17 protein-coding genes are annotated in these 22,650 nt (G+C 43.5%); 11 read left to right on the top strand and 6 right to left on the bottom strand.

Annotated features, from left to right (window positions below):
* Positions 1-9: 9 nt before the first annotated feature.
* The 4 genes from PAARA_RS02175 to PAARA_RS02190 all read right to left on the bottom strand — a co-directional run bounded on the left by PAARA_RS02175 (position 10) and on the right by PAARA_RS02190 (position 8,665).
* Entirely contained in the window at positions 10-1,338 is a 1,329-nt protein-coding gene (locus tag PAARA_RS02175) for an IS4 family transposase (RefSeq protein ID WP_062567086.1), read from the bottom strand.
* A gap of 138 nt (positions 1,339-1,476) precedes the next feature.
* Positions 1,477-4,692 (bottom strand): S41 family peptidase, encoded by a 3,216-nt coding sequence (locus tag PAARA_RS02180; RefSeq protein ID WP_083515236.1) that lies wholly within the window; start codon positions 4,690-4,692, stop codon positions 1,477-1,479.
* A 151-nt stretch (positions 4,693-4,843) separates the two neighbouring features.
* Positions 4,844-6,226 carry a hypothetical protein gene (locus PAARA_RS02185; protein ID WP_062567448.1) on the bottom strand — a complete coding sequence of 461 codons (1,383 nt, stop codon included), beginning with the start codon at positions 6,224-6,226 and terminating at the stop codon, positions 4,844-4,846.
* Between the two features lie 27 nt (positions 6,227-6,253).
* Complete coding sequence (locus tag PAARA_RS02190) at positions 6,254-8,665, bottom strand: TonB-dependent receptor (protein WP_062567449.1); 2,412 nt, start codon at positions 8,663-8,665, stop codon at positions 6,254-6,256.
* 135 nt (positions 8,666-8,800) lie between these two features.
* Between PAARA_RS02190 and PAARA_RS02195 the strand changes: the two genes are divergently transcribed.
* The 3 genes from PAARA_RS02195 to PAARA_RS02205 are packed head-to-tail and all read left to right on the top strand — an operon-like array spanning position 8,801 to position 10,226.
* Positions 8,801-9,307 carry a ZrgA family zinc uptake protein gene (locus PAARA_RS02195; protein ID WP_157066156.1) on the top strand — a complete coding sequence of 169 codons (507 nt, stop codon included), beginning with the start codon at positions 8,801-8,803 and terminating at the stop codon, positions 9,305-9,307.
* The gene (locus tag PAARA_RS02200) at positions 9,304-9,771 is read left to right on the top strand and encodes a Fur family transcriptional regulator (protein WP_062567451.1); all 468 of its coding nucleotides are present in this window, start codon (positions 9,304-9,306) and stop codon (positions 9,769-9,771) included. The genes PAARA_RS02195 and PAARA_RS02200 overlap by 4 nt, the downstream gene beginning before the upstream one ends.
* Positions 9,772-9,815: 44 nt before the next feature.
* Positions 9,816-10,226: a MerC domain-containing protein gene (locus PAARA_RS02205; protein WP_245219870.1), complete on the top strand. Its 411-nt coding sequence runs from the start codon at positions 9,816-9,818 to the stop codon at positions 10,224-10,226.
* Positions 10,227-10,274: 48 nt separating this feature from the next.
* Here PAARA_RS02205 and PAARA_RS02210 read toward each other — a convergent pair whose 3' ends face one another.
* Positions 10,275-10,520, bottom strand: coding sequence for a DUF3297 family protein (locus tag PAARA_RS02210; protein WP_062567546.1), 246 nt, complete (start codon positions 10,518-10,520; stop codon positions 10,275-10,277).
* 293 nt (positions 10,521-10,813) lie between these two features.
* Here PAARA_RS02210 and PAARA_RS02215 point away from each other — a divergent pair, with 293 nt between their 5' ends.
* From PAARA_RS02215 to tkt, 4 genes are all read left to right on the top strand, one after another.
* Positions 10,814-12,895, top strand: a complete 2,082-nt coding sequence (locus PAARA_RS02215) for a TonB-dependent siderophore receptor (RefSeq protein ID WP_062567452.1) — start codon at positions 10,814-10,816, stop codon at positions 12,893-12,895.
* On the top strand, positions 12,885-14,030 hold the full coding sequence (locus PAARA_RS02220) for an acetyltransferase domain-containing protein (protein WP_062567453.1): 1,146 nt from the start codon (positions 12,885-12,887) through the stop codon (positions 14,028-14,030). The genes PAARA_RS02215 and PAARA_RS02220 overlap by 11 nt, the downstream gene beginning before the upstream one ends.
* Positions 14,031-14,227: 197 nt before the next feature.
* Complete coding sequence (locus PAARA_RS02225) at positions 14,228-14,590, top strand: hypothetical protein (protein WP_062567454.1); 363 nt, start codon at positions 14,228-14,230, stop codon at positions 14,588-14,590.
* A gap of 146 nt (positions 14,591-14,736) precedes the next feature.
* Entirely contained in the window at positions 14,737-16,737 is a 2,001-nt protein-coding gene (gene tkt, locus PAARA_RS02230; RefSeq protein ID WP_062567455.1) for a transketolase, read from the top strand.
* Between the two features lie 119 nt (positions 16,738-16,856).
* On the opposite strand, the gene tal is transcribed toward tkt, so the two are convergent.
* Entirely contained in the window at positions 16,857-17,810 is a 954-nt protein-coding gene (tal, locus tag PAARA_RS02235; RefSeq protein WP_062567456.1) for a transaldolase, read from the bottom strand.
* A gap of 231 nt (positions 17,811-18,041) precedes the next feature.
* Between tal and PAARA_RS02240 the strand changes: the two genes are divergently transcribed.
* The 4 genes from PAARA_RS02240 (at position 18,042) to PAARA_RS02255 (ending at position 22,630) form a co-directional block, all read left to right on the top strand.
* Complete coding sequence (locus PAARA_RS02240; RefSeq protein ID WP_062567457.1) at positions 18,042-19,694, top strand: ribulokinase; 1,653 nt, start codon at positions 18,042-18,044, stop codon at positions 19,692-19,694.
* Positions 19,691-20,386 (top strand): L-ribulose-5-phosphate 4-epimerase, encoded by a 696-nt coding sequence (locus tag PAARA_RS02245; RefSeq protein WP_054552270.1) that lies wholly within the window; start codon positions 19,691-19,693, stop codon positions 20,384-20,386. The genes PAARA_RS02240 and PAARA_RS02245 overlap by 4 nt, the downstream gene beginning before the upstream one ends.
* Positions 20,387-20,409: 23 nt before the next feature.
* Positions 20,410-21,909 (top strand): L-arabinose isomerase, encoded by a 1,500-nt coding sequence (gene araA / locus PAARA_RS02250; protein WP_062567458.1) that lies wholly within the window; start codon positions 20,410-20,412, stop codon positions 21,907-21,909.
* A gap of 136 nt (positions 21,910-22,045) precedes the next feature.
* Positions 22,046-22,630, top strand: coding sequence for an HAD family hydrolase (locus PAARA_RS02255; protein WP_062567459.1), 585 nt, complete (start codon positions 22,046-22,048; stop codon positions 22,628-22,630).
* Positions 22,631-22,650: the final 20 nt, after the last annotated feature.

Raw genomic sequence — 22,650 nt, forward strand, 5'->3', positions numbered from 1 at the left:
TAATGCCAGTCAGTTAAGCTGACTGGCTTTTTTCTTTGTGGGGTATTTAGTCGGTCTTTTCCTCACAACTCTTGGGTAATACCTATCAGGCCGTTTGTCAGGTAATTTCATCATCCTTAACGATTCCATCAGGTATTCATAGTGAACGGGCAACTTGGTTACTGTTTCCGGTAAAGTGGTTAGGAAGAACACGATGATGTGTCTCATGCAGAGGCCGAAGCTAAGCCGCGATGGGGATAGCTCAGGCATATCTTTAACGGCATCCAGCATAATCATCCGAATCAGGTTGTAGGCCAGTAGTAGTCCCCAGAGCTCCTGTCGTACCATCTCAGGTTTCTTGCTACGAAGTGTTAGCTTGGCCTGATTTAGCGTCTGTTTCATTTCCCTGAACCCTAGCTCTATTTCCCAGCGTTGAACGTACACATCAACAACTTCTTCGTAGGGAAACTGCAATACATCGACCATTGAACTGAGCACATGGTAGCTTTTCCCGTCTACTTTGTAACTGGTTAGCCTCGCGTCGATGGTTTCTGGTAGACCATCAAATTTTTTCCGAGCCTGAGGCGAAGTCTTGAGAGTGATAACAGCATCATGTTCGCTTAGTCGGTGTTTTACTGTGTACTGTAGATCTTTACGGGCAGGGAGCATCCAGTGCGTATTAACGCCTTTAGTCATCCATAAGTACAATAACCCCAGCGAATAATATCCTCTGTCGAAAAGAGTCAGAGAGTTATTGGGAACCGAAGGAATAAGCCGCTGCGCAAGAGACATCTCCCCCACATCCCGACTGTCAAACTCACTGGCCAGTAGAAGGTGGCTGGAGGTTTCCATCAGACTACACATGCGTACCTGTGGATACGGATTATCGCCTTTAGCATTACGGTCACAACCGAATGCAGTAAGGTTCTCACCGGTATCCTGAGCACGAAACATCACGCCATCAACTGCTAACACATTTAAACCACACCACTGTTCAAAGGCAAAATCACCAAAGGCCCGTTGTGCCATCAGCTTAAAGACGTGACCGACAGCTTCATCACCTAGTCGTTGCCGAGCTTGAACTACCGCACTGGGGGCAACAAATCGATTTTTACCTGGTAATGAGATATCAAGTTTATTTGCGATGTCCCAGACAGGGTCATTACGAAAAAGACTCATACCCACGATAGTAAATACGACCGAATCCAGAGGTAACCGGCGACGTCTGATAGTTGCTACGCCCGATAGTGTATAGGCTTGCTGAAGAAGTTCAGGGTCGACAAAAGACATAAGCTTATCGACAGCCTTCAAGTCTTCCGCATGACTAAATGTTTCATCGAGGTTTGTGAGTAAAGACATAAAAAAATCCGATATCAGTTTCTGATATCGGATTTTGAAGCCTTTAAAAGATCGGTCAACCGATCATGAAAATATTCTTAACTGATCGGCATTACGCATTGCTGCGGGGCTTTTTGCTTTTTTACAAAAAGTTAAAAATTAAAAGTCAGTCGGTGCGGGTGGCACGGTGAGTGGCTTTTTCGGGTTGTCTTTTAGCTCTTTTAACAGCTCTTCTACGGCACGTTCAATCGACGGATCTTTACCTTGGTAGATTAGCTCAGGGCGGTCAACAACTTTGATATCTGGGGTGACACCTTCGTTTTCGATGATCCAGTTGCCATCGTTATCTAAAATGCGGAATGTTGCCGCGATAACTTGGCCGCCATCTACAAGGCTTGGGTTACCCGAAATACCAATTAATCCACCCCACGTACGGGTACCAATAAGCTTACCTAACCCCGCTTGGCGGAAGTAGTAAGGAATAGCGTCACCACCTGAACTTGAGTAACCATTGATCAGCATGGCTTTTGGACCATCATGAGCAAATTGTGGTGTTTTTGTTGGCTCAACACCGCGGCGCTTCCAATAGTTAAGCGGTTTACGGGCAAGCCAGGTGATCATGTGCTCAGGAATAAAGCCGCCGCCATTGTATCGGTCATCAATAATCATGGCGTCTTTGGTGGTTTGCGGCATGTAGTTTTTGAACATGGCGCGGTTACCCTCAAACGCTGTATTGGGTAAGTGAACATAACCAATACGACCATTTGAAAGCTTATCAACGTAGGCTGCACGAGAGTTAACCCAGTCTAAATAACGCAAACCTTGCTCGCTGGCTACAGGCTTAACGGTTACTTGCCATGCACCTTTGCTGCGCGGCTTGCTGTTAAGGACTAGCTCAACTTGCTCACCTTGGGTGTTCTCTAGTAATTCGTAGAAGTTAGCTACGTCTTTTACTGAGCGGCCATTTACGGCAATGATGAAGTCGCCGTTATGCGCTTTTACCCCTGTTGTGCCAAGTGGTGAGCGGAAGTCTTCGTGCCAGTTTTCTCCTTGGAAGATTTGCTCAATTTTTACGTATCCTGATGGATCGCTGGCAAGTTTTGCACCCAATAAGCCGTGCTTTTTACGCTCTGCTTTAGGCATATCACCCGACTGCACATAAATGTGGCCTGAGTTAATTTCACCTGCGATTTCACTGAGAATGTAATCTAGGTCACTACGGTGTGAGATAGCATCAGCCATAGGTTGATACTTAGCTAAAATTGCGTCCCAATCTTGGCCGTGATGGTTTTCATCGTAGAACCAATCACGTAATGTACGCCAGCCTTCAACATACATTTGCTGCCATTCAGTTTGTGGCTCAATTTTTAAGGTCATTTTACTGAGATCGAGTTTGTTCGCTGCTAGGTCTTGTTTTGCTTTTGGCTCAATTAAGCTGTAATCCTTGCCTGCATGAACAAGTAGGTGTTCACCGTTACTCGAAATTGTGTAATTACTGACTCCTTCAGCCACGGTTTCAAGCTCACTATCGTGAGCTGTGCCAATCAGTTGCAAACCGCCATTAGCCAGTGTTAGCACGCCATCTTTGACTGCGGTTAAGCCACGATAATCCCCAGCTGGTGCATTAAGAGCGGTTACACGTTGCATAAAGTCGCTGCTTTGCAGGGTATTTTTCGCTTTCTTGTCGTCATCTTTTTGTTTATCGCTGACGATTGCTGTTTCATCACTTTGTAGTGCGATAAGCGGTTTAATACTGTCATTTACGGCAGCGGCAAAAATACGCGTCGCACGATTAAACATGTAGTCAAACTCGTAGCTGCTGAAGGCTAAGTTAAAGTCGCGCTCAGAGCTAAAATACAGGTATTGACCATCAGGAGAGAACGTTGGGTTTTGCTCATTGGTCATTTCATCCGTTAAGCGAGTCACTTTCTTTTTATCAATATTGTAGTGCCACAGTGAGGCATAGCGGTTCTCATTGTTTTTCACATAAACAATGTCTTCGCTATTTGGTGACCAGGTATATTGGCGAATGCCTTCTTCATCGTAGATGCTGGTATCAATTTTGTGTTGTTTACCCGATTTTGCATCTATCCACCAGAGTGTGTGGTTCTTATCTGCAAATAATAGTTTTGAGCTATCTGGTGACCAAATCGGCGTAAAACGCCAAATAGTGCCATTGTTGGTTAGCTGTTTAGTGGCATTGTTGTCGCTGCGATCTTTTAAGTAAATTTCATATTCGCCGCTTTCATCGCTCATATAAGCAATATAACGGCCATTTGGCGACCAACTTGCGTCAATCTCGCGGCCTTTTGCTGTGTAAGATAAGTTACGTGTTGGGCCTTGTTTAACCGGTACGCTAAATAGCTCACCGCGGGCAGTAAAGAGTGCACGCTTACCATCATGAGAAATCGACATTGAGTCGATAAAGTCACTGACATTTTTTGTGTACGGCATTGCGTATTGACGCACACCAGCAATGTTAATGCTCAGCTTAGTGCTTTTTTGAGTTTTTGGATCAAAGCGATAAAGGTAACCACCATTTTCATAAACAACAGCATTTGGGCCAGCTGATGGCCACAGTACGTCAAAGTCTTGATGGTTGGTTAGCTTTTTCGGCTCAGCACCTTTTTGGTATTGATACAGATTAAGGGTGTAATCACGGTCAGATACAAAGTAAATGTTGTCGCCAACCCAGGTTGGTTGCTGATCGGTAGCACGGTTACTGGTTAGTTGTTCTGAGGTATTGTTTTTTAGATCGTAAACCCAAACATCTTGTGCGCGACCGCCACGGGTGCGTTTCCAAGTACGAAATTCACGGTCAATCGGCGTGTAAACATATTTGCTACCATCTGGCGAAAGCATACCACCGCCGGTTTCAGGAATAGCAAGAGGCTGCTCAAGGCCACCATCAGCAGGCACCATGTATGGACGACCCATACGTTTACCCCACGGTGTGCGGTTAGCACGAAATACCACATTTTTGCCATCAGGTGTCCAATCGAGAACACGATAATCAAAACCGCCGCGTGGTGGCATTGGGCCAACATCGTTGTAGTAAGTGAGTTGTTTTAAGCCAGAACCATCGCTGTTAATGACATAAATTTGGCGGCTGCCATTGTACTCGGCTGCAAACGCAATGCGTTTACCGTCAGGTGAAAACTTAGGGAAGGTTTCAAAGCCAATATGGTCGGTTAAGCGTTTGCTCTCGCCTGTTTGTGTATTAGCAATGTAAATATCGCCACCGTACACAAAGGTAACATGTTGATTATGAATATCAGGAAAACGCAGTAAACGCGTGTCTTTAGTTTCGTAAGCTGATGCCCAAGGTGCCAGTGTCGCAGCCATGGCCAGTGCCAACGTTGTTAGTTTTTTCATGGGATTACATCCTATTATGGGAACTGTAACAGCATAACAATTCGCTTAAAAATAGCGATGCAGATGCGATGAAAGCACTGTTACAAAATATGAATAAAAAAGGTTGGCAATAAATGCCAACCTTTAACCACTATGCGTTGAACGTTAAAACTTAATGTTCATGATTATGCTCGTCACTTTGCTCTGCAATACCTAGCCACGTAATTGCGCTTGGTGCGAAGGTTAATTCTAAATCACCTTCAATTTCGAGATCTTCAATATGCACTTTTAGTACGTGCTGGGCGATAGGGTCAGCAACGTAAGCAAATTCACTATTTTGTGACACAGTCATGCTGAAGCTCATGCCTTCTGGCATAGTTGTTACATCTTCTTCAGTAATATCTACTTTACCTGCAAGCTCCCAATGCATGTGGCCGTCGTGCTCATGGGCTTCAAGCACGTTTAAAAAGCCTAAGTTATCAAGTACTAAAAAGTGCTCTCCGCTTGCAGAGAATGAGTAAGATACAGCACTTGCGCCTTCATCAAGTTGCCACTCAAGCACTTCCATTTCAGCTTCGCTTGGATTGATACTAACAAGCACACCAGAAGCAATTGCAATAAAGCTTTCGTTGCCTTCATGGCCGTATAGTGTACCAATGCGTGTATCACCTAAAGCATCAATATTGACGATTTTTTCTGCATGATATTCATCGTCATGCTGGTGGGCAATTAACACACCGTCGCCACAACCAAATGCTACATAATCATGGTTTTGTGCTGCACCGTGTAAATCGGGGCAGGTTAGTTCAAATGTTTGCTCAAGCTCATATTCACCATCATGAAGATGGTAAACGCCAACTTGATCAGGCAAAACTTTAGCATTTGAAGTACTCTCGCTATCATCGCGACGCAAGGTTGCAATTAGGTGCTCGCCACGTGGTTCTGCAACACCATGCATATTAATGTCGTACTGAATGCCAGCAAGTGTGGCGGTTTTGTTTGCAATGTCGTTATCGGTTAATACTTCAACAGAAGCAGCTGTACCTGCATCGGCATTGCCATCATAAAATACAGCCATTTGGCCGTCGTGCTTAACGATGTGAGTTGGGCGGCTACCGGTTGTTAATTCGTAGTCACTAAAAGCTGGGCTTTGTTTGTAATCGTGTAGGTGATCGCCATGATCTTCACGCCATAAGCCACTATCAATAAAGCCCAAATAGTCTTGATTGCGATTTGCAATTACCGCATAGCGATAGCTAGGTGATACATTTAATGAATTTGAATCATGAGTCAGTGTAAACGACTCGAGTAGCGAGTTATCATCTAAGTCGAAAATATTTGCTTCGTTACTGTTGGCAGCTAACACCGCCAAGCGACCCATAGAATCAATAGCATGGTCATCACCGTGATCGTGATCATCGCCATGATCATGACCGTCGTCAGGTGTTTCAATTGGATCTTTTTCAACAATGTTTGTTTCTGCATCACCACACGCGGTGATCAAGGTGCTACTAATTGCAAGAGCGAGTAGTTTTAGTCTAAATAAGTGTGTCATATTGATTTTCCTTAATTGTAATTTTGTTTAGAAATAACCGCGAATACCCACTGCAAAACTGCGTCCTGGACGTGGCGCGATATTCTTTAAGAACGAGCTGTGTACGCGTGCTTCTGTGTCCGTTAAATTTGTGCCTTTTAAATAAAGCGATAGGTCTTGGTTCAGTACCGATAAGTCATAAGAGATACTGGCATCAACAAGGGTGTAGCCATCGGTTGTGGTTTCTTGTTGCGCTATGCGGTCTTGTTCTTGGTAGCGAGTTACGTGAATATTTGCTGTTAGGTTTTCGGTTTGATAGCTAAACTCAGTACCAAGACGCAGTGGAGGAGTGCGCGGTAAATCTCCGCCGTCTTTTAGACGCGCGCGTACATAATCTGAGAATAAATCGACTTTAAATTCGTCGGTTAGCTGCCAAGCAACTTGCGCTTCAAAACCATGTAAAACCACATCGTCTGTTTTAAATAAATAAACAGGTAGTTCAGATGAATGATCGTGCTCATCTTCGTGGTTGTGTTCGTCACCATGGTCGTGATCATGACCGCTTTCAGCGTATAGGCCTGTGTTGATCTGGTAATAATAGTTATCTACTTGGTTATAGAAAGCATTGAAGATAAAGCCAATATCGCCCTCGGTTTTACGAAATGTAAGGTCGATATTATTTGCAGTTTCTAAATCGATAGCTTTGTTTGAAAGTTCAAAATGACCATCATGAGTATCGAATAGTGCGCCAACTTCATAGGTTCCGGTACCTATGTGTGGACCGAAAGATAAAAGCTCAGAAGCAGAGGGAGCACGCTCAGAACGCGATACCGATAAACCAAGGTTATAACCCGGGGTAAAATCCCATACCACACCTGTTGATAAGCTGACCGGTGTAAACTCTTGGGCTACATCAAATACACGTGTGTAGTTTGATTCTTCGTGGTCATGGCCGTGGTCGTGCTCATCGCCGTCTTCATCATGAGCATGGGCGTCGATTTCTGGTAAAAGCACATTGTTAGCATCAATAGTGACTCGCTCAGCACGGACACCTAATTGCACTAAAAAATCACCAAAGTGCTTTTCTTCCATCATTGCAAAAGCAATACTTTCAGTAACAGAAGGAGGGGTGAAGGCTTCAGAGCCCTGTGCTTCTACATCACTTTTTTTATAATGAAAGCTGATGCCACCATTCCACTCATCAAATTGACTATGCAGAATGTCAACGCGCAGCTCATTGGTTTCGTTTTTGAAGGTTGTACCGACTGCACCGTGTTCGATTTCAGCATGTTCGTAGTCTGTGTGGCCTGCACGTAAGTTAATTTTGCTTAGCCATTCACTGTCGATATTGTACTCACCAAGTAATTGCACTTTGGTTTGGTCAAGATCAGCAAATACGGCTTCTTCTTCGCTGTGTTCTTTTTCGTGGTCATGCTCTTCTTCACCATGAGTATGGCCTGGAATACCGTATTGGCGGTTAAATTGCTCAACCGCAACGCCAATGTAGCCTTGTTCGAATAAGTAGCTGGTACCAAGCGTGAAGCCGTCAGAGTCTTCGTTACTGTTGGCTACGATATCATCATCATTGTGCTCAATATCTTCAATATTTGCAGCGACAGGTACACGGTAGTCATCAGACTCTCGCCAAAAAGCATCAGCATAAAAGGCAAAGGAGTCAGTACCAGTAGTGGCATTAAATGAAGCTGTTTTTTGTTCATCAATTGAGTTGTGTTCTAAATTCCATTCACCACGTGTTGTGCTGTCAGTTGGCACTCTGCTATCAACCACGTTGACCACACCACCAATTGCGCCGCTGCCATAAAAAAGAGTTGCTGGGCCACGTAAAACTTCAATTTGCTGCGCCGTTGATGCTTCAGAGGCCACAGAGTGATCAGGACCGACGCGTGATACATCACTTACATCTAAGCCATTTTGTGTGATCAATACACGTGGGCCGCTTAAACCACGGATCACAGGGGTACTGGCAACTTTGGCATGGAAGTTTGTGTTAACGCCGGGTAGTTTTTCAAGGCTATCACCAAGCGTTGATGCTTGTTGGCGTCTTAATTGCTCGCCAGATAACACACTAACTGGTGAAGCAGATTCCATTGCCGACATATGAATCGGTGTTGCTTCAATATCAATAACTTCAATAGGTGAACGTTTTAAATTAAACGTTGCGCTGTGGTCTTGGTCATTGGCAAGTGTGATATCTCGGTGTAAGTGAGCATAACCTGGGGCTGAAATATGTAGCTCTTTTAAGCCGTTATTTAACCCGCTGATTTCAAACTCGCCTTTGTCGTTAGTTGTTACTTTTTGATCTGAGCCTTCAAGGTCAACAGTGGCATTAGCAACTGCTTTACCTTGGTTATTTAACACAACGCCTTTGATTGATTGCGCCAAGACACTGGCTGGTAATAACGCTGCTATGACGACAGCGACTCTTGAGATGTTATTCATTATGCATCACTCTTTGGTATGTTATAATGTATCAATTGTGCTTTAATTGTTATAATGTATCAAGTATGAATCGACGAATGAGTTTTATTCTTTTTTGTAACAGTATGTTGATAGCGAGGTAATGAAGTGGTTGGGGTGATCAAAGCAGCAAAATTAGCAGTGATATGCTTGATGGTTGGATGTATTTTTTCAGCTCAAGGGCATCAACACCATCATCATTCACATGGTGAGGGAGTGCTTTTTGTGGTTCATGAGCAAGGTAAGTGGCAAGTTAAGTTCATTTTGCCGGCTGGAGATATTTTTGGCTTTGAGCATCAGCCAGAAACAGCCGAGCAAAAGCAAATTATCAAACAAACATTAGCCCAGTTAGCAAATTCAGAGCAGTTAGTGACATTTAACGGCGAATGTAAGCTTATTCATGCAAATTTTGAAAACCCATTTGCACAACGCACACATCATTCACATAACGATCTTGAAGTTGAGTACTCGTTTAGCTGTGATAAACCGGTCTCTAAAGTCACAGTCACTTTATTTGGCTGGGCTAAAACGATATCTGTTATTGAAGCGCAGTGGATCACAAAACAAGCACAAGGAATCGAAGAGCTGACGGCAACTAAACCTTATATTGAGTGGCCGCTATGAATAAGCAGCGATTAACCAGCACACTTAATAAAGCAAAGCAGGTTTGCCTTGAACATGGCAGAAAATTCACTATTCAACGCAAACAGATACTGCAAATATTGCTAACCACTGACGTGTCGCTATCAGCCTATGAACTGGTCAGTTGCTACAAGCTGCGCACAAGCTCGAGTGTCTCTGTTATGTCTGTTTATCGCATCTTGCGCTTTTTAGAGTCGGTAAACCTTGTTCGCAGGCTTAATAGTGCTAACAAATACATCGCTTACGATACTGGCAGAGAGCGTTGCAAAGATGATCTTTCTTTGTTTTTAATTTGCCGCCATTGCCAAAAGGTTGAAACACTCACTGTTTCACAGAGCGATGTTGCAACGCTATTCCCTCATTTTGCTGAGGTGGGTTTTACCTCACAAACAACGCAATTTGAAATGCTGGGAGTATGCAATGAGTGCCAAGCAAAAATTGCTTGATACGTTTTTATTATTCATGTGTTCTATTTTGTAGGAATTATTCAGTGAAATTACAATTAATGATGGATAAGTTTGCTATCGGGTTATCAGCTATGTGTGCTATTCACTGCTTAGCTGTGCCTGTGTTACTCGTGTTATTACCGAGCACTGCTGTGCTTGGTTTAGGTAACGAACAATTTCATTTTTGGATGCTTGTCGCGGTACTTCCTAGTAGCTTACTTGCATTAGTTCTGGGTTGCAAAAAGCATAAAAAGTATCGGTTTTTTATGTTTGGTGTGGTTGGGCTCTTACTGCTCGTGATAGCCGCTTATTTTGGTGCAGGAAGACTAGGAGAAGTTGGTGAAACGGCTTTAACAATATTAGGATCAAGTTTTATTATTTTAGGTCACTGGCTTAACTTTCGTTCATGCAAAACAATAGACGGTAAACATCAATCATGCCAGCAGACTGTTTGAGTAAGAGGTGATACCGGCCACATATCTTTTGACCGGTATTGGTTTCGCTTATTTGTAGAAAACTTCTACAGTCCCTTTTACTTTTAATAGTAAAGGTTGGCCGCGGCGATCAAGCGCTTTTGGAGAAGCAATTTTGATCCAGCCTTCGCTGATATTATATTCTTCAACGTCAAAACGCTCTTTGCCATTTAAGGTAACACCAATTTCATGCTCGAATACTTCTTCTACGTAGAACTTGCTACGAGGGTTAATCGATAATTGATTTGGTAACTCAGGTTTATTTGTATCTGTCATGATTGCAATACTGTATTGAATAAATTGTGCGCCATTGTAGGCAATACCAAGCATGGGCTCAAGTAAGAACAGTGCAAATTTGTTTTGTGCTGAGGTTTGAACCTACGATAGTGTTGTTATTGAGTGTATTTTAATTCGCAGCATTCTTTCAAAACTCAATACTTTTGCGGTAGCTACACTAAAATAAGTAGCCATAAAATAGAAATTTAATGATTTGTTATACTATATCAAACATGCATATTGTGTTATTTTATAACAAATCATTTTAATCAATATTTTTAGCCAATCAATTTATGAAGTACTCAACTCTTTTTCTTGCCTTAGCAGCGGCGTTTGCTGCGAATACACACGCTACTAATAGCGATATCGAAACAATCACGATTGAGCACAAGCAAGCTTTTCGTGGCGACATTCCAACGAAAGATTTACCACAGTCAATCACTACTTTAAGCAAAGATATGATGATTGATAACGGCATCACTAAATTTCGTGATGCACTGGATTTTTCTGCCAGTATTAGCCGTAAAAATAATGGTGGAGCGCTGTGGGATAGCTATTCAATCCGTGGTTTGTCGGGTAATGAGAATATGCCATCAGGCTACTTAATCAATGGCTTTAGTGGTGGTAAAGGATTTGCTGGCCCTCGTGATGTATCAAACATTGAATATATTGAAGTATTAAAAGGGCCTGGCTCTGCGTTGTATGGTCGCTCAGAGCCGGGTGGTACAGTAAACATTATTACTAAGAAGCCACAGTTTTATCAACAAGGTCAAATTCAAGCAGAGTTGGGTAGTGATGACCACAAACGTATTCAAGGTGATTACACCAATGGCCTGACTGATGATTTAGCGTTTCGCATCAATGGTGCTTGGCAAGACAGCGATAGCTTTAGAGATCATGTGCATCACGACAAACTCGTGATTACACCTTCGCTTTATTATCAAATTAATGACAAGTCATCGCTGACGTATGAATTTGAATATGTTGATCAGCAGCAAATGTATGACCGTGGTATTGTGGTGTTAAATGATGACTTTGATACCGTGCCAGAGTCGCGATTCTTAGGAAATCCTAATGATGCACCTACAAAGGTACATTCTCGAGGTCATCAAATTAACTATAACTACGATTTTAATCGTCAGTGGTCATTGCTGGCAGGGGCTAACTATCGTGCTGCAACGCTAACAGGGCAGTCTTCAGATGCGGAACTATCACCATCTCGTCAGTCATTGTTTGATGATGGCAGAACCTTAACTCGTCAACATCGTAACCGTGATTATGAGTCTGAAGATATCTCTGTACGTTTTGAATTAAGCGGTCACTTTGATATTGCAGGTATTACTAATCACGTACTCATAGGTGCTGATGCGTATGATTATGAGCTACGTACGGGGTTATACCGTTATCGTGGTGGCTATGGCACTTACACGATTGATATTCATGAACCTGATTACAGCACAGGTGAAGGTCCTGAAATGAGTATGCAATACGAGAATAACGAAAAGCAAAATGCGTATGGTATCTATGTGCAAGATCAACTTGATCTAACCGATAACTTGAAAGTGATGTTAGGCCTGCGTTTTGATGAAATTGAGCAAGATATTTTTGAAACTAAGTCAGGTGTTGCATCAAACAGTAAAGAGAACCGCATTAGTCCTCGCTTTGGGGTTGTATATACAATTAATGACGATATTAATGTTTACTCAAGCTACTCCGAAGGGTTCTTACCTCTAAGCGGTACTGACGCCGAAGGTAAGCCATTTGGTTTTGAAGAAAGTGACTCGTTTGAAGTAGGTGTTAAGTTTAGTTATGCCAATATCAGCGGTACCCTTGCTTACTTTGATGCGAGTAAGAGCAACATGCTGGTGGCGGACCCTGTCAATGTAGGTTATTCAACGCCTGTTGGTAAAGCAAATAGCACAGGTTTTGAGTTAGACCTAACAGGCTCACTGGGCGATAACACTGAGTACAACCTATCTTATGCGTATGTTGATGCCGAGACTGCAACAGACAGCCTAAATGTTGATTGGCTCGTGCCAATTCCTAAAGGCAGCCCACTTGTGAACGTACCAAAGAATAATCTTTCGATTGGTTTAAATCATGACTTAAGCGTATTTGCACAAGCAATAAAGATTGGTGGTCATTATCAATATGTGTCTGACCGTTTAGGCGACCCTGCTGATTTAACCTTCCGTTTGCCGAGTTATCAAACTGTTGGGTTATTCGCTAAATGGCGAGCGACTGAACGTACTACGGTATCACTGAATGTTGATAACGTGTTTGATGAAGAATATATTGCAAGCTCATACAATGCATTGTGGGCATATCCTGGTGCACCGACGCAATTTAAATTGGCTGTGAGCTATGACTTCTGAGCAAATTAAAAGCCGTATTCATAGTATCGACATCATGCGTGGCGTCGTTATTCTGCTGATGTTACTTGATCATGTGCGAGAGCGGTTTTTCTTGCATATGCAGGTGACCGATCCTATGGTGGTTGATACCACTTCGCCTGGGCTCTTTTGGAGCCGCTTTGCCGCACATTTTTGTGCGCCAACCTTTATCTTTTTAACCGGTTTGTCGGCGTGGCTTTACAGTCACCCTGCAAGTGGTGTAGCCCGCTCAGCACAAAGCTTTTTGGTTAAGCGAGGGTTGTTTTTAATCGCCCTAGAAGTGACCCTCATTTGTTTTTCGTGGATGGGTTACTACCACACTATTTGGTTGCAAGTGATGTGGGCCATTGGTTTATGCATGTTGGTTTTAGCGTTATTGATAAAACTGCCGCGCAATGTATTGTTAGTACTTGGTTTGGCTATTGTGTTTGGTCATAACTTACTCACCCCAATCAGTTTTACACCTGATGAGTTTGGCTACTCGCTGTGGACGATTTTGCATGACCGGGGCTATCTATCACAAGGTGGTTTAATCGACGTAAAAATTAGCTACCCTGTATTGCCGTGGATTGGTGTGATTTTACTGGGTTATTGCGCCGGGCCACTATATGCACATACGCAAACAGCGCAGTCGCGTAAACGAGCACTGCTGCTGTTAGCACTATTATGTGTAGGCTTATTTGCTGTGTTGCGTGGTTTGAATATTTATGGTGAAACCTTACCTTGGCAAGCCTTTAGCACCACAACAGAAACTATGATGTCGGTATTTAATGTCACTAAATACCCTCCATCACTGAGCTTTTTGCTTATCACTTTAGCTGGCATGTTTGTTGGTTTATGGTTATTTGAAAGACCGCTTAATCGCTTTACTAATGCGCTACGTGTGTATGGTTCTGTACCCATGTTCTTTTATATTTTACACCTCTATGTATTACTAGTGATGTACCAATTAGGCATGCAGGTGTGGGGGGCAAACCAAGGGCAGTATTTAGGTGTCAGTGATATTTCAGGTATTTGGTTGATCACTATCGTATTAGCCGTTGGGCTTTATTGGCCAACTAAGAAGTTTAGTGAATATAAGCGTAAGGCTAACAAACCTTGGCTTAAGTATTTATAAGCTTTAGAAATGCCGACTGCCTATGCGTGTCGGCATTTTTTAGGAACCGCCGATTAAAACTGTTCAAGGTAAAGGTTGCCAAAAGGTTGCTTTAAGGTAAAATTATAGTTAAATTAATATTAAATTCGTATTTTTAATACTTCTTCACTACTGTATGTTATTTGTACCACTTTTGGTAGAAAAATAAGGATAGTAAAATGAAAAAAGTATTAACATCAATAGGATTACTCGCCGCTAGTGTTTTTTCAGTTCATGCAAGCGCAGATACAATGGAATGTTATGTCGATACGCAAGCATATGATCAATACACACCAAATCGTTGTTTTGCACTCGTGTATGGTCAAACATATGCAACAGCAGTGTTTCGTGTAGTAGGAGATGGTTCAGCGATTGATAGTGTAATTTGGTCTAATGGTGCATCATCGTGTGGAACATCAGGTACGTCTTGTTCATACCAAATCCGAGCGTTTCGACCAAGCAAAGCGGAAGCGACAATTCTGTATGCAGATGGCCGTTGGAGCAAAGTGTCAGCGACAGCTTCTTTTGAAGATGGTCGTTAAAACTTAAAGCTTACTGATCGATTCAATAGGCTGGTTTGTACCAGCCTATTTAGTATTCACTTATACAATAAAGCGTTTATTAAGTTGCCTTATCAGTCACTTTTTGCGATATTATTTATAATATAATATTAACAGGAAGCTAAAAGATGACTCTGCCTAGTTCTCAATCTGCAAATGCTATTCGCATACTTGCTGTCGATGCCGTTCAACAAGCCAACTCTGGCCATCCAGGTGCGCCTATGGGTATGGCTGATATTGCAGCGGTATTGTGGCAAAACTTTCACCGCCATAACCCATTAAACCCAGACTGGTCTAACCGTGATCGCTTTGTGTTATCAAATGGCCATGGTTCAATGCTTCAATATGCATTGTTACACCTAAGTGGTTACGACGTAAGCATCGAAGATATTAAGCAATTCCGTCAGCTTCACTCTAAAACACCAGGTCACCCAGAATATGGTTACACACCGGGTGTTGAAACAACGACAGGCCCACTAGGTTCGGGGATTGCTAACGCAGTAGGTATGGCCATCGCTGAAAAAACTTTAGCAGCGCAATTCAATAAGCCAAAGTTTGATATTGTTGATCACTTCACTTACTGCTTTATGGGTGACGGCTGTTTAATGGAAGGTATCTCGCACGAAGCATGTTCGCTGGCAGGTACGTTAGGCCTAGGCAAGCTAATCGTATTTTGGGATGACAATGGCATCTCGATCGATGGTGAAGTAGAAGGTTGGTTCACCGACGATACACCTGCACGTTTTGAATCTTACGGTTGGCAAGTTATCCGTGATGTTGATGGTCACGATATGAATGCAATTGCAGGTGCAATCGAAGCAGCACAAGGCAACACTACGCAACCAACACTCATCTGCTGTAAAACAGTGATTGGTTTTGGTTCGCCAAATAAATCAGGTAGCCACGACTGTCACGGCGCACCACTGGGTCACGACGAAATTGCCGCAGTACGTGAGCAGCTAAACTGGCCACACCCAGCATTTGAAGTTCCACAAGAGGTTTATAATGAGTGGAATACCCAAGCGAAAGGGCAAGAGCTTGAAGGTGCATGGCAGCAAACGTTTGCCGCTTATAGCAAAGCACACCCTGAACTTGCAAAAGAATATACACGCCGTGTTCTTGAAAAAGCATTACCAGCTAACTTCGCAGAATTAGCTGATGAGTACATTGCTAAATGCCAAGCTGACATGCAAAACATTGCGACGCGTAAAGCATCTCAAAATGCGATCACTTTCTTTGCAAAGCAGCTCCCTGAACTAATGGGTGGCTCTGCCGACCTTGCCGGTTCTAACTTAACCTTATGGCCAGAAGCAAAAGGTTTACAAGATGCTGCTGATGGTAACTACGTATTTTATGGCGTACGTGAGTTTGGTATGAGCGCAATCATGAATGGTATTGCATTACATGGTGGCTTTATTCCATTTGGCGCAACCTTCTTGATGTTTATGGAATACGCACGTAATGCAGTACGTATGGCCGCATTAATGAAAGCGCAAAGCATCTTTGTGTATACCCATGACTCAATCGGTCAAGGTGAAGATGGTCCAACTCACCAACCAATCGAGCAAATTGCTAACCTTCGTATGACACCGAATATGACTGCATGGCGTCCGTGTGATGAAACCGAGACAGCGGTAGCTTGGCGCCAAGCGTTATTAAAAGAAACCGGCCCAAGCTCACTCATTTTCAGCCGCCAAGGCACGAAAGCGATGGCGCGCGATGCACAGCAAGTTGCTGACATTGCAAAAGGGGGTTATGTACTTGTTGATAGCGAACAAGCTGCAGAGCTTATTCTAATTGCAACGGGTTCTGAGGTTGAGCTCGCAGTGAATGCCGCTGCTGAATTAGCAGCACAAGGCAAGCAAGTTCGCGTGGTATCTATGCCATCAACGAATCAGTTTGATAGCCAAGACAAAGCATATCGTCAAAGCGTGCTACCAACGGGTACACCAAAGATTGCTGTTGAAGCTGCACACCGTGACTTCTGGTTCAAGTATGTTGGCCAAGATGGTGATGTACTCGGTATGGAGACATTTGGTGAATCAGCGCCAGGCGCAGTATTGCTTGAGCACTTTGGTTTCACAGTGGCAAACCTAGTTGCAAAAGCAAACGCATTACTTGCTGAATAATGTAAGGTGCAAAAAATTATCGTAATCGCAACACGATAAGCCTGCTTTTACTAAAAGGTAGGCAATAAAAAAGCCCGCAAACCAAAGTTTGCGGGCTTTTTGCTGCTTAAACAATTGGTTTAAACTAATTCGCTTAAGATTGACTCTAGTTTCTCTTGGTCAATGGCGAACTGACGAATACCTTGGCTTAGTTTTTCAGTTGCCATGGCATCTTCATTCATTTCCCAGCGGAAAGCCTGCTCAGTCATTGCTGCTGGCGCGTCTGCTTTTTCTGTTGCTGGTAATAGTTTTTGAGTTAATGGTGCGTCAGTTGCAGCGAGTTCAGCAAGTAGCTTCGGGCTGATAGTTAAGCGGTCACACCCTGCTAATTCTTGGATTTCACCGATGTTACGGAAGCTCGCGCCCATTACAATCGTGTCGTAGCCGTGCTTTTTGAAGTAGTTGTAGATATGCGTGACTGACTTAACGCCCGGATCGTTAGCACCGTCGAAATCAGCGCTTGCATCTTGTGCTTTGTACCAATCAAGAATACGGCCAACGAATGGTGAGATAAGGTAGGCACCCACTTCGGCACAAGCACGTGCTTGAGCAAATGCAAATACCAGTGTTAGGTTACAACGAATACCTTGTGCTTCAAGTACTTTAGCCGCTTGAATACCTTCCCATGTTGAAGCAATTTTGATTAATACGCGCGATGTGTCGATGCCTTGCTCTTTATATAAAGCAACAAGATCAAGTGCTTTATCAATGGTTGCTTGGGTATCAAATGATAAACGCGCATCAACTTCAGTAGACACTAAACCTGGTACTTGCTCCATTAATTTAGAGCCAATTAATACCGCTAGTTTGTCAGCTGCTTTTGTTACAACTTCAGCTGCGTCACTGCTTTGTGCTTTTGCCCATGATACGGCTTCTACAGCAAGTGGGCGATATTTCTCAATTTGAATCGCATTTAAGATGAGTGATGGGTTTGTTGTTGCATCTTGCGGTTTATATTCGTTGATGGCTTCAAAATCACCCGTGTCAGCAACAACGGTTGTCACTGCTTTAAGTTGTTCTAGTTGGTTAGACATAATTATCCCATTCTTATCATACAAAAGTTAATGTTATGGCTTTAACCTATTATTTGTGCTGAAAAAACAATCTAATCTTCCAGAAAAACTGCGCAATAAATCGCCCGCCAGCAGCAAATAATCCTGTTAATAATATTTTTATAATACCTTTACAATCTGGCATTGTTGATATTATCATACAAATAAAGATAATGACTAACAATGTTAGTAAGCAATTAGTGAAAGGTAATTATGTCTCGTTATACGTTGGGATTAGACTACGGGTCAGACTCGGTAAGAGCATTACTCGTTGATGTTGCGACTGGTGAAGAACTTGCCAGCCATTTAGTAAACTACCCGCGCTGGGCACAAGGTTTATATTGTGACCCAAGTAAGGATCAGTTTCGTCAGCATCCACAAGACTATATTGATAGCCTTATAGAAGTAGTGAATGGTCTTTGGTCACAAGTTCCAGCAGGTACCGCAGACAACGTAGTGGGTATGAGCTTTGATACGACAGGCTCAACGCCTGTGGCGATTAATAGTCAAGGTACACCACTGGCATTGACTGAAGAATTTGCAGAAAACCCAAATGCAATGTTCATTTTGTGGAAAGACCATACGTCTATTAAAGAAGCAAATGAAATCACGTGCGCTGCAACTAACAACGATGTGAACTACCTGTCACACATGGGCGGTATCTACTCTTCTGAGTGGTACTGGGCCAAAGCATTACATATTTTCCGCGTTGATAGCAGTGTTAAAGCAGCCACTTATTCATGGGTTGAGCATTGCGATTGGATGACCGCGCTCATGTGCGGCACAACACACCCTGAAGCATTAAAGCTAGGGCGTTGTGCAACGGGCCACAAACAAATGTGGAACGAGCAGTGGGGCGGTTTCCCACCAAACAGCTTTTTCAGCAATATCGATCCACTATTAGATGGTGTTGTTGATACGCTAAATGCAACCACAGAGCCAAGCGACCAAGTTGCGGGCAACTTAACTGCTGAGTGGGCCGAGAAGCTTGGTTTACCACAAGGCATTGTTGTTGGTTACGGTGCATTTGATTGTCACATGGGGGCAGTAGCAGCCAATGTTCGCCCTGGTGTGCTAACCAAAGTAATGGGTACCTCAACGTGTGACATCACAGTAACGTCTCAAGAGCAGCTAGGTGATACTTGCGTTAAGGGTATTTGTGGTCAAGTTGATGGCTCAGTGATCCCTGGGTTAATTGGCTTAGAAGCGGGTCAATCTGCATTTGGTGATTTATACGCATGGTTCAAGAACTTAGTACTTTGGCCAACTCGCCAACTTACAAATCTATCTGACGCTGAGCAAGCGTTCGTTAACAAGCTAGAAGACTCAATCTTAGTTGATTTATCAAAAGCTGCGGCAGTACTGCCTGTATCAAGCAGCGACGTAACTGCGCTTGATTGGGTAAATGGTCGTCGTACGCCAGATGCTGACCAAAGCGTTGCCATGGCATTAACAGGCTTAAAGATGGGCACTGATGCACCTAAGTTCTTCAAAGCGCTTGTTGAAGCAACTGCCTTTGGCGCACGTGCTATCACTGAGCGCTTTCGTAGCGAAGGTGTACCAATCGAGTCAGTGGTTGTTATCGGCGGTATTTCTAAAAAATCAGACTACGTAATGCAAACCTGTGCTGATGTTTGGAACTGTCCAATCGACGTTTTAGAAAGTGAGCAAAGCTGTGCATTGGGTGCGGCAATTATGGCTGCGGTTGCTGCGGGTGAGCACGCAACAGTGGCAGATGCTCAAAAAGTGATGGCGTCGTCTGTATGTCATCAGTACTTACCAAACCCTGAGCGCGTTGCTGTGTATGACGAGCTTTATGCCAACTACCAAGCACTTGCAAGCTATGTAAACGGAGACAAAGCATGAGTTTTACAGAACTAAAACGTGAAGTTTATGAAGCGAACATGGAGCTTCAGCGTCGTGGCTTAGTGATTTATACCTTTGGTAACGTATCGCAAATCGACCGCGACAAAGGCGTGATTGCGATTAAACCAAGTGGTGTATCGTACGACCAAATGAAAGCCGATGACATGGTAATCGTCGACCTTGAAAACAACATTGTTGAAGGGTCTATGCGTCCGTCTTCTGACACTAAAACGCATGTTCATTTATATCGCCACTTCGATGCAATTGGTGGTGTAACACACACGCATTCGACCTATGCAACTGCATGGGCGCAAGCAAAACAAAGCATTCCTTGCCTTGGCACAACTCACGCTGACTATGTACACGGTGACATCACCTGTACGCGTGAGCTAACCGATGAGCAAGTGAATGGCGATTATGAATTAGAAACCGGTATTCAAATTACTGATGCGTATCAAGACCGCGATCCGAAAGCTGCACCTATGGTGATTGTTGCGGGTCATGCGCCTTTCACGTGGGGTAAAGATGCCGCTCAGTCTGTATACCATGCCGCACTACTCGAAGAGATTGCACGCATGGCGTATTTAACACGCACTTTAGATCCACACGCAGCTGAACTTAAAAAAGCAGTGATGGATAAACATTATCTACGTAAGCACGGTAAAAACGCGTATTACGGTCAGAGCAAATAGCAAGAATTTAGAGGATTATTAACATGACGACGATGACGAAAGAAGTCTGGTTTGTTACCGGCTCACAACATCTTTATGGTCCTAAGGTGTTAGAAACGGTTGCCAAAGACAGCGAAGCAATTGTAGCGGGCTTAAACAGCGAAGCGAACCTACCAGTAAACTTGGTATGTAAGCCTACCGTTAAGTCACCTGAAGAAATTCACGCTGTTTGCCAAGCGGCAAATACGGATCCTAACTGTGTTGGTTTAGTATTATGGATGCACACTTTCTCTCCTGCGAAAATGTGGATTGCTGGCCTAAGCGAATTACGTAAGCCTTGGTTACACCTTCATACTCAGTTCAATGCAGCCCTTCCTTGGTCTGACATCAACATGAATTACATGAATACGCACCAAAGTGCACACGGTGACCGTGAGTTCGGTTTCATCGGTACTGTCATGCGTAAAGAGCGTAAAGTTGTTGCGGGTCACTGGCAACGTGCTGATGTACAACAGCAGTTAGATGACTGGTGTCGTGCGGCGAAAGGTTGGGCAGAAAGCCAAACACTTAAAGTTGCGCGTTTTGGCGACAACATGCGTCAAGTTGCGGTGACTGAAGGTAACAAAGTTTCAGCACAAATTACCTTTGGTTATGAAGTACACGCGTTTGGTGTCGCTGAGCTTGTGAAAGTGGTTGATACCATCACTGAAGAAGAAGTTGATGCGCAATTAGCGCTTTATAAGCAAGACTACGTAATTGCTGACGAAACGCTACAAGACGATTACGCAGTGAAAATGCTACGCAACGAAGCACGCTTAGAGCTTGGTATGGAGCGCTTCTTAGAGAAAGGCGGCTTTAAAGCATTCACAAACTGTTTTGAAGACTTATCAGGTCTTTCTGGTCTTCCGGGTCTTGCTACACAGCGCCTAATGTCGAAAGGCTATGGTTACGGTGGTGAGGGTGACTGGAAAACAGCTGCTATGGTTCGCATCATGAAAGTAATGGGTGAAGGCCGTGATGGCGGTTGTTCATTCATGGAAGATTACACTTACAACATGGGTGAGACTGACCAAGTACTTGGCGCGCACATGTTAGAAGTGTGTCCTTCAATTGCAGCACAAAAACCACGTCTTGAAGTTCACCAACACACGATCGGTGTGAAATGTGATGTAGGTCGTTTATTGTTTACTGCAAAACCGGGTGCTGCAATCAACGTATCACCAATTGATATGGGTAACCGTTTCCGTATCTTAATCAACGAAGTAGACACAGTGGCTCCGCCAGCTGATTTACCTCACTTACCTGTTGCTTCAGCGCTTTGGGAACCAAAACCAAATCTATCTGTAGCATCAGCTGCATGGATCCACGCCGGTGGTGCACACCACACTGCATACAGCCAAGCAGTAACAACCGATATGATTATCGATTTTGCTGAAATGGCTGGCGTTGAAACGATGATCATCGATAACGATACGACGATCCGTGGTTTCAAAACAGAGCTTCGTCATAACGCAGCTTACTACATGCTAAAACGTGGCCTGTAAGAATTAGTACTTTATGTACTAGAACGTGCTGTGTGTGAGCACGTTCCCCCCAAATTTTGTTGTCGATTAAGCCAGTGATGAGCCACGCTCTTCGCTGGCTTATGCTATTGTGAAGCGAAACTTTTTAGGAGTAGATATGATCGATTTAAGCGCCTACCAAGGCATTATTTTTGATATGGATGGCACCTTAATTGACTCAATGGGCAGTCACTTACAGGCATGGCAGAAAGCTTGCGAAGCCTATGGGTATCCATTCGATTACGACTACATGTACAGCTTGGGCGGCATTCCGACCGTTAAAACAATTGAAATGCTTAATGAAAAATTTGGCTTAGATCATGACCCTCTAGTTGTGGCAAAAGATAAACATCAGTTTTGGGTCGATTTACAGCACCAACCGCTAGTGATTGACGAAACCGTCGCAGTACTTGAAAAGTACCATGGTGTATTACCGATTGGGGTTGGTACAGGTGCTGATCGCGAACATGCAATTGAGCATCTAACAGATACTAATTTAATTAATAAAATTGGTGCCTTAGTGACTGCCAGTGATGTAAGTAAAGGCAAGCCAAACCCAGAAACATTCTTAAAAGTGGCAGATCAATTAGGTGTTAAGCCAAGCCTGTGTGTGGTCTTTGAAGACACGCAAATTGGCTATCAAGCCGCGAAAAGTGCGGGAATGGATTGCATCATGGTGAAAGACGGAAAAATCCAACTTTAGCGATTAAAGTTGCAATGACA

Origin of the sequence: Pseudoalteromonas arabiensis (assembly GCF_001550155.1) — a bacterium.
In the GTDB taxonomy this organism is placed as follows: domain Bacteria; phylum Pseudomonadota; class Gammaproteobacteria; order Enterobacterales; family Alteromonadaceae; genus Pseudoalteromonas; species Pseudoalteromonas arabiensis.

Bases quoted from the DNA above. Each gene is read 5' to 3' on its own strand.
- tal (WP_062567456.1), bottom strand. From the start codon at position 17,810: ATGTCTAACCAACTAGAACAACTTAAAGCAGTGACAACCGTTGTTGCT.
- PAARA_RS02180 (WP_083515236.1), bottom strand. From the start codon at position 4,692: ATGAAAAAACTAACAACGTTGGCACTGGCCATGGCTGCGACACTGGCA.
- PAARA_RS02185 (WP_062567448.1), bottom strand. From the start codon at position 6,226: ATGACACACTTATTTAGACTAAAACTACTCGCTCTTGCAATTAGTAGC.
- PAARA_RS02245 (WP_054552270.1), top strand. From the start codon at position 19,691: ATGAGTTTTACAGAACTAAAACGTGAAGTTTATGAAGCGAACATGGAG.
- PAARA_RS02255 (WP_062567459.1), top strand. From the start codon at position 22,046: ATGATCGATTTAAGCGCCTACCAAGGCATTATTTTTGATATGGATGGC.
- PAARA_RS02220 (WP_062567453.1), top strand. From the start codon at position 12,885: ATGACTTCTGAGCAAATTAAAAGCCGTATTCATAGTATCGACATCATG.
- tkt (WP_062567455.1), top strand. From the start codon at position 14,737: ATGACTCTGCCTAGTTCTCAATCTGCAAATGCTATTCGCATACTTGCT.
- PAARA_RS02200 (WP_062567451.1), top strand. From the start codon at position 9,304: ATGAATAAGCAGCGATTAACCAGCACACTTAATAAAGCAAAGCAGGTT.
- PAARA_RS02175 (WP_062567086.1), bottom strand. From the start codon at position 1,338: ATGTCTTTACTCACAAACCTCGATGAAACATTTAGTCATGCGGAAGAC.
- PAARA_RS02215 (WP_062567452.1), top strand. From the start codon at position 10,814: ATGAAGTACTCAACTCTTTTTCTTGCCTTAGCAGCGGCGTTTGCTGCG.
- araA (WP_062567458.1), top strand. From the start codon at position 20,410: ATGACGACGATGACGAAAGAAGTCTGGTTTGTTACCGGCTCACAACAT.
- PAARA_RS02190 (WP_062567449.1), bottom strand. From the start codon at position 8,665: ATGAATAACATCTCAAGAGTCGCTGTCGTCATAGCAGCGTTATTACCA.
- PAARA_RS02225 (WP_062567454.1), top strand. From the start codon at position 14,228: ATGAAAAAAGTATTAACATCAATAGGATTACTCGCCGCTAGTGTTTTT.
- PAARA_RS02210 (WP_062567546.1), bottom strand. From the start codon at position 10,520: ATGACAGATACAAATAAACCTGAGTTACCAAATCAATTATCGATTAAC.
- PAARA_RS02240 (WP_062567457.1), top strand. From the start codon at position 18,042: ATGTCTCGTTATACGTTGGGATTAGACTACGGGTCAGACTCGGTAAGA.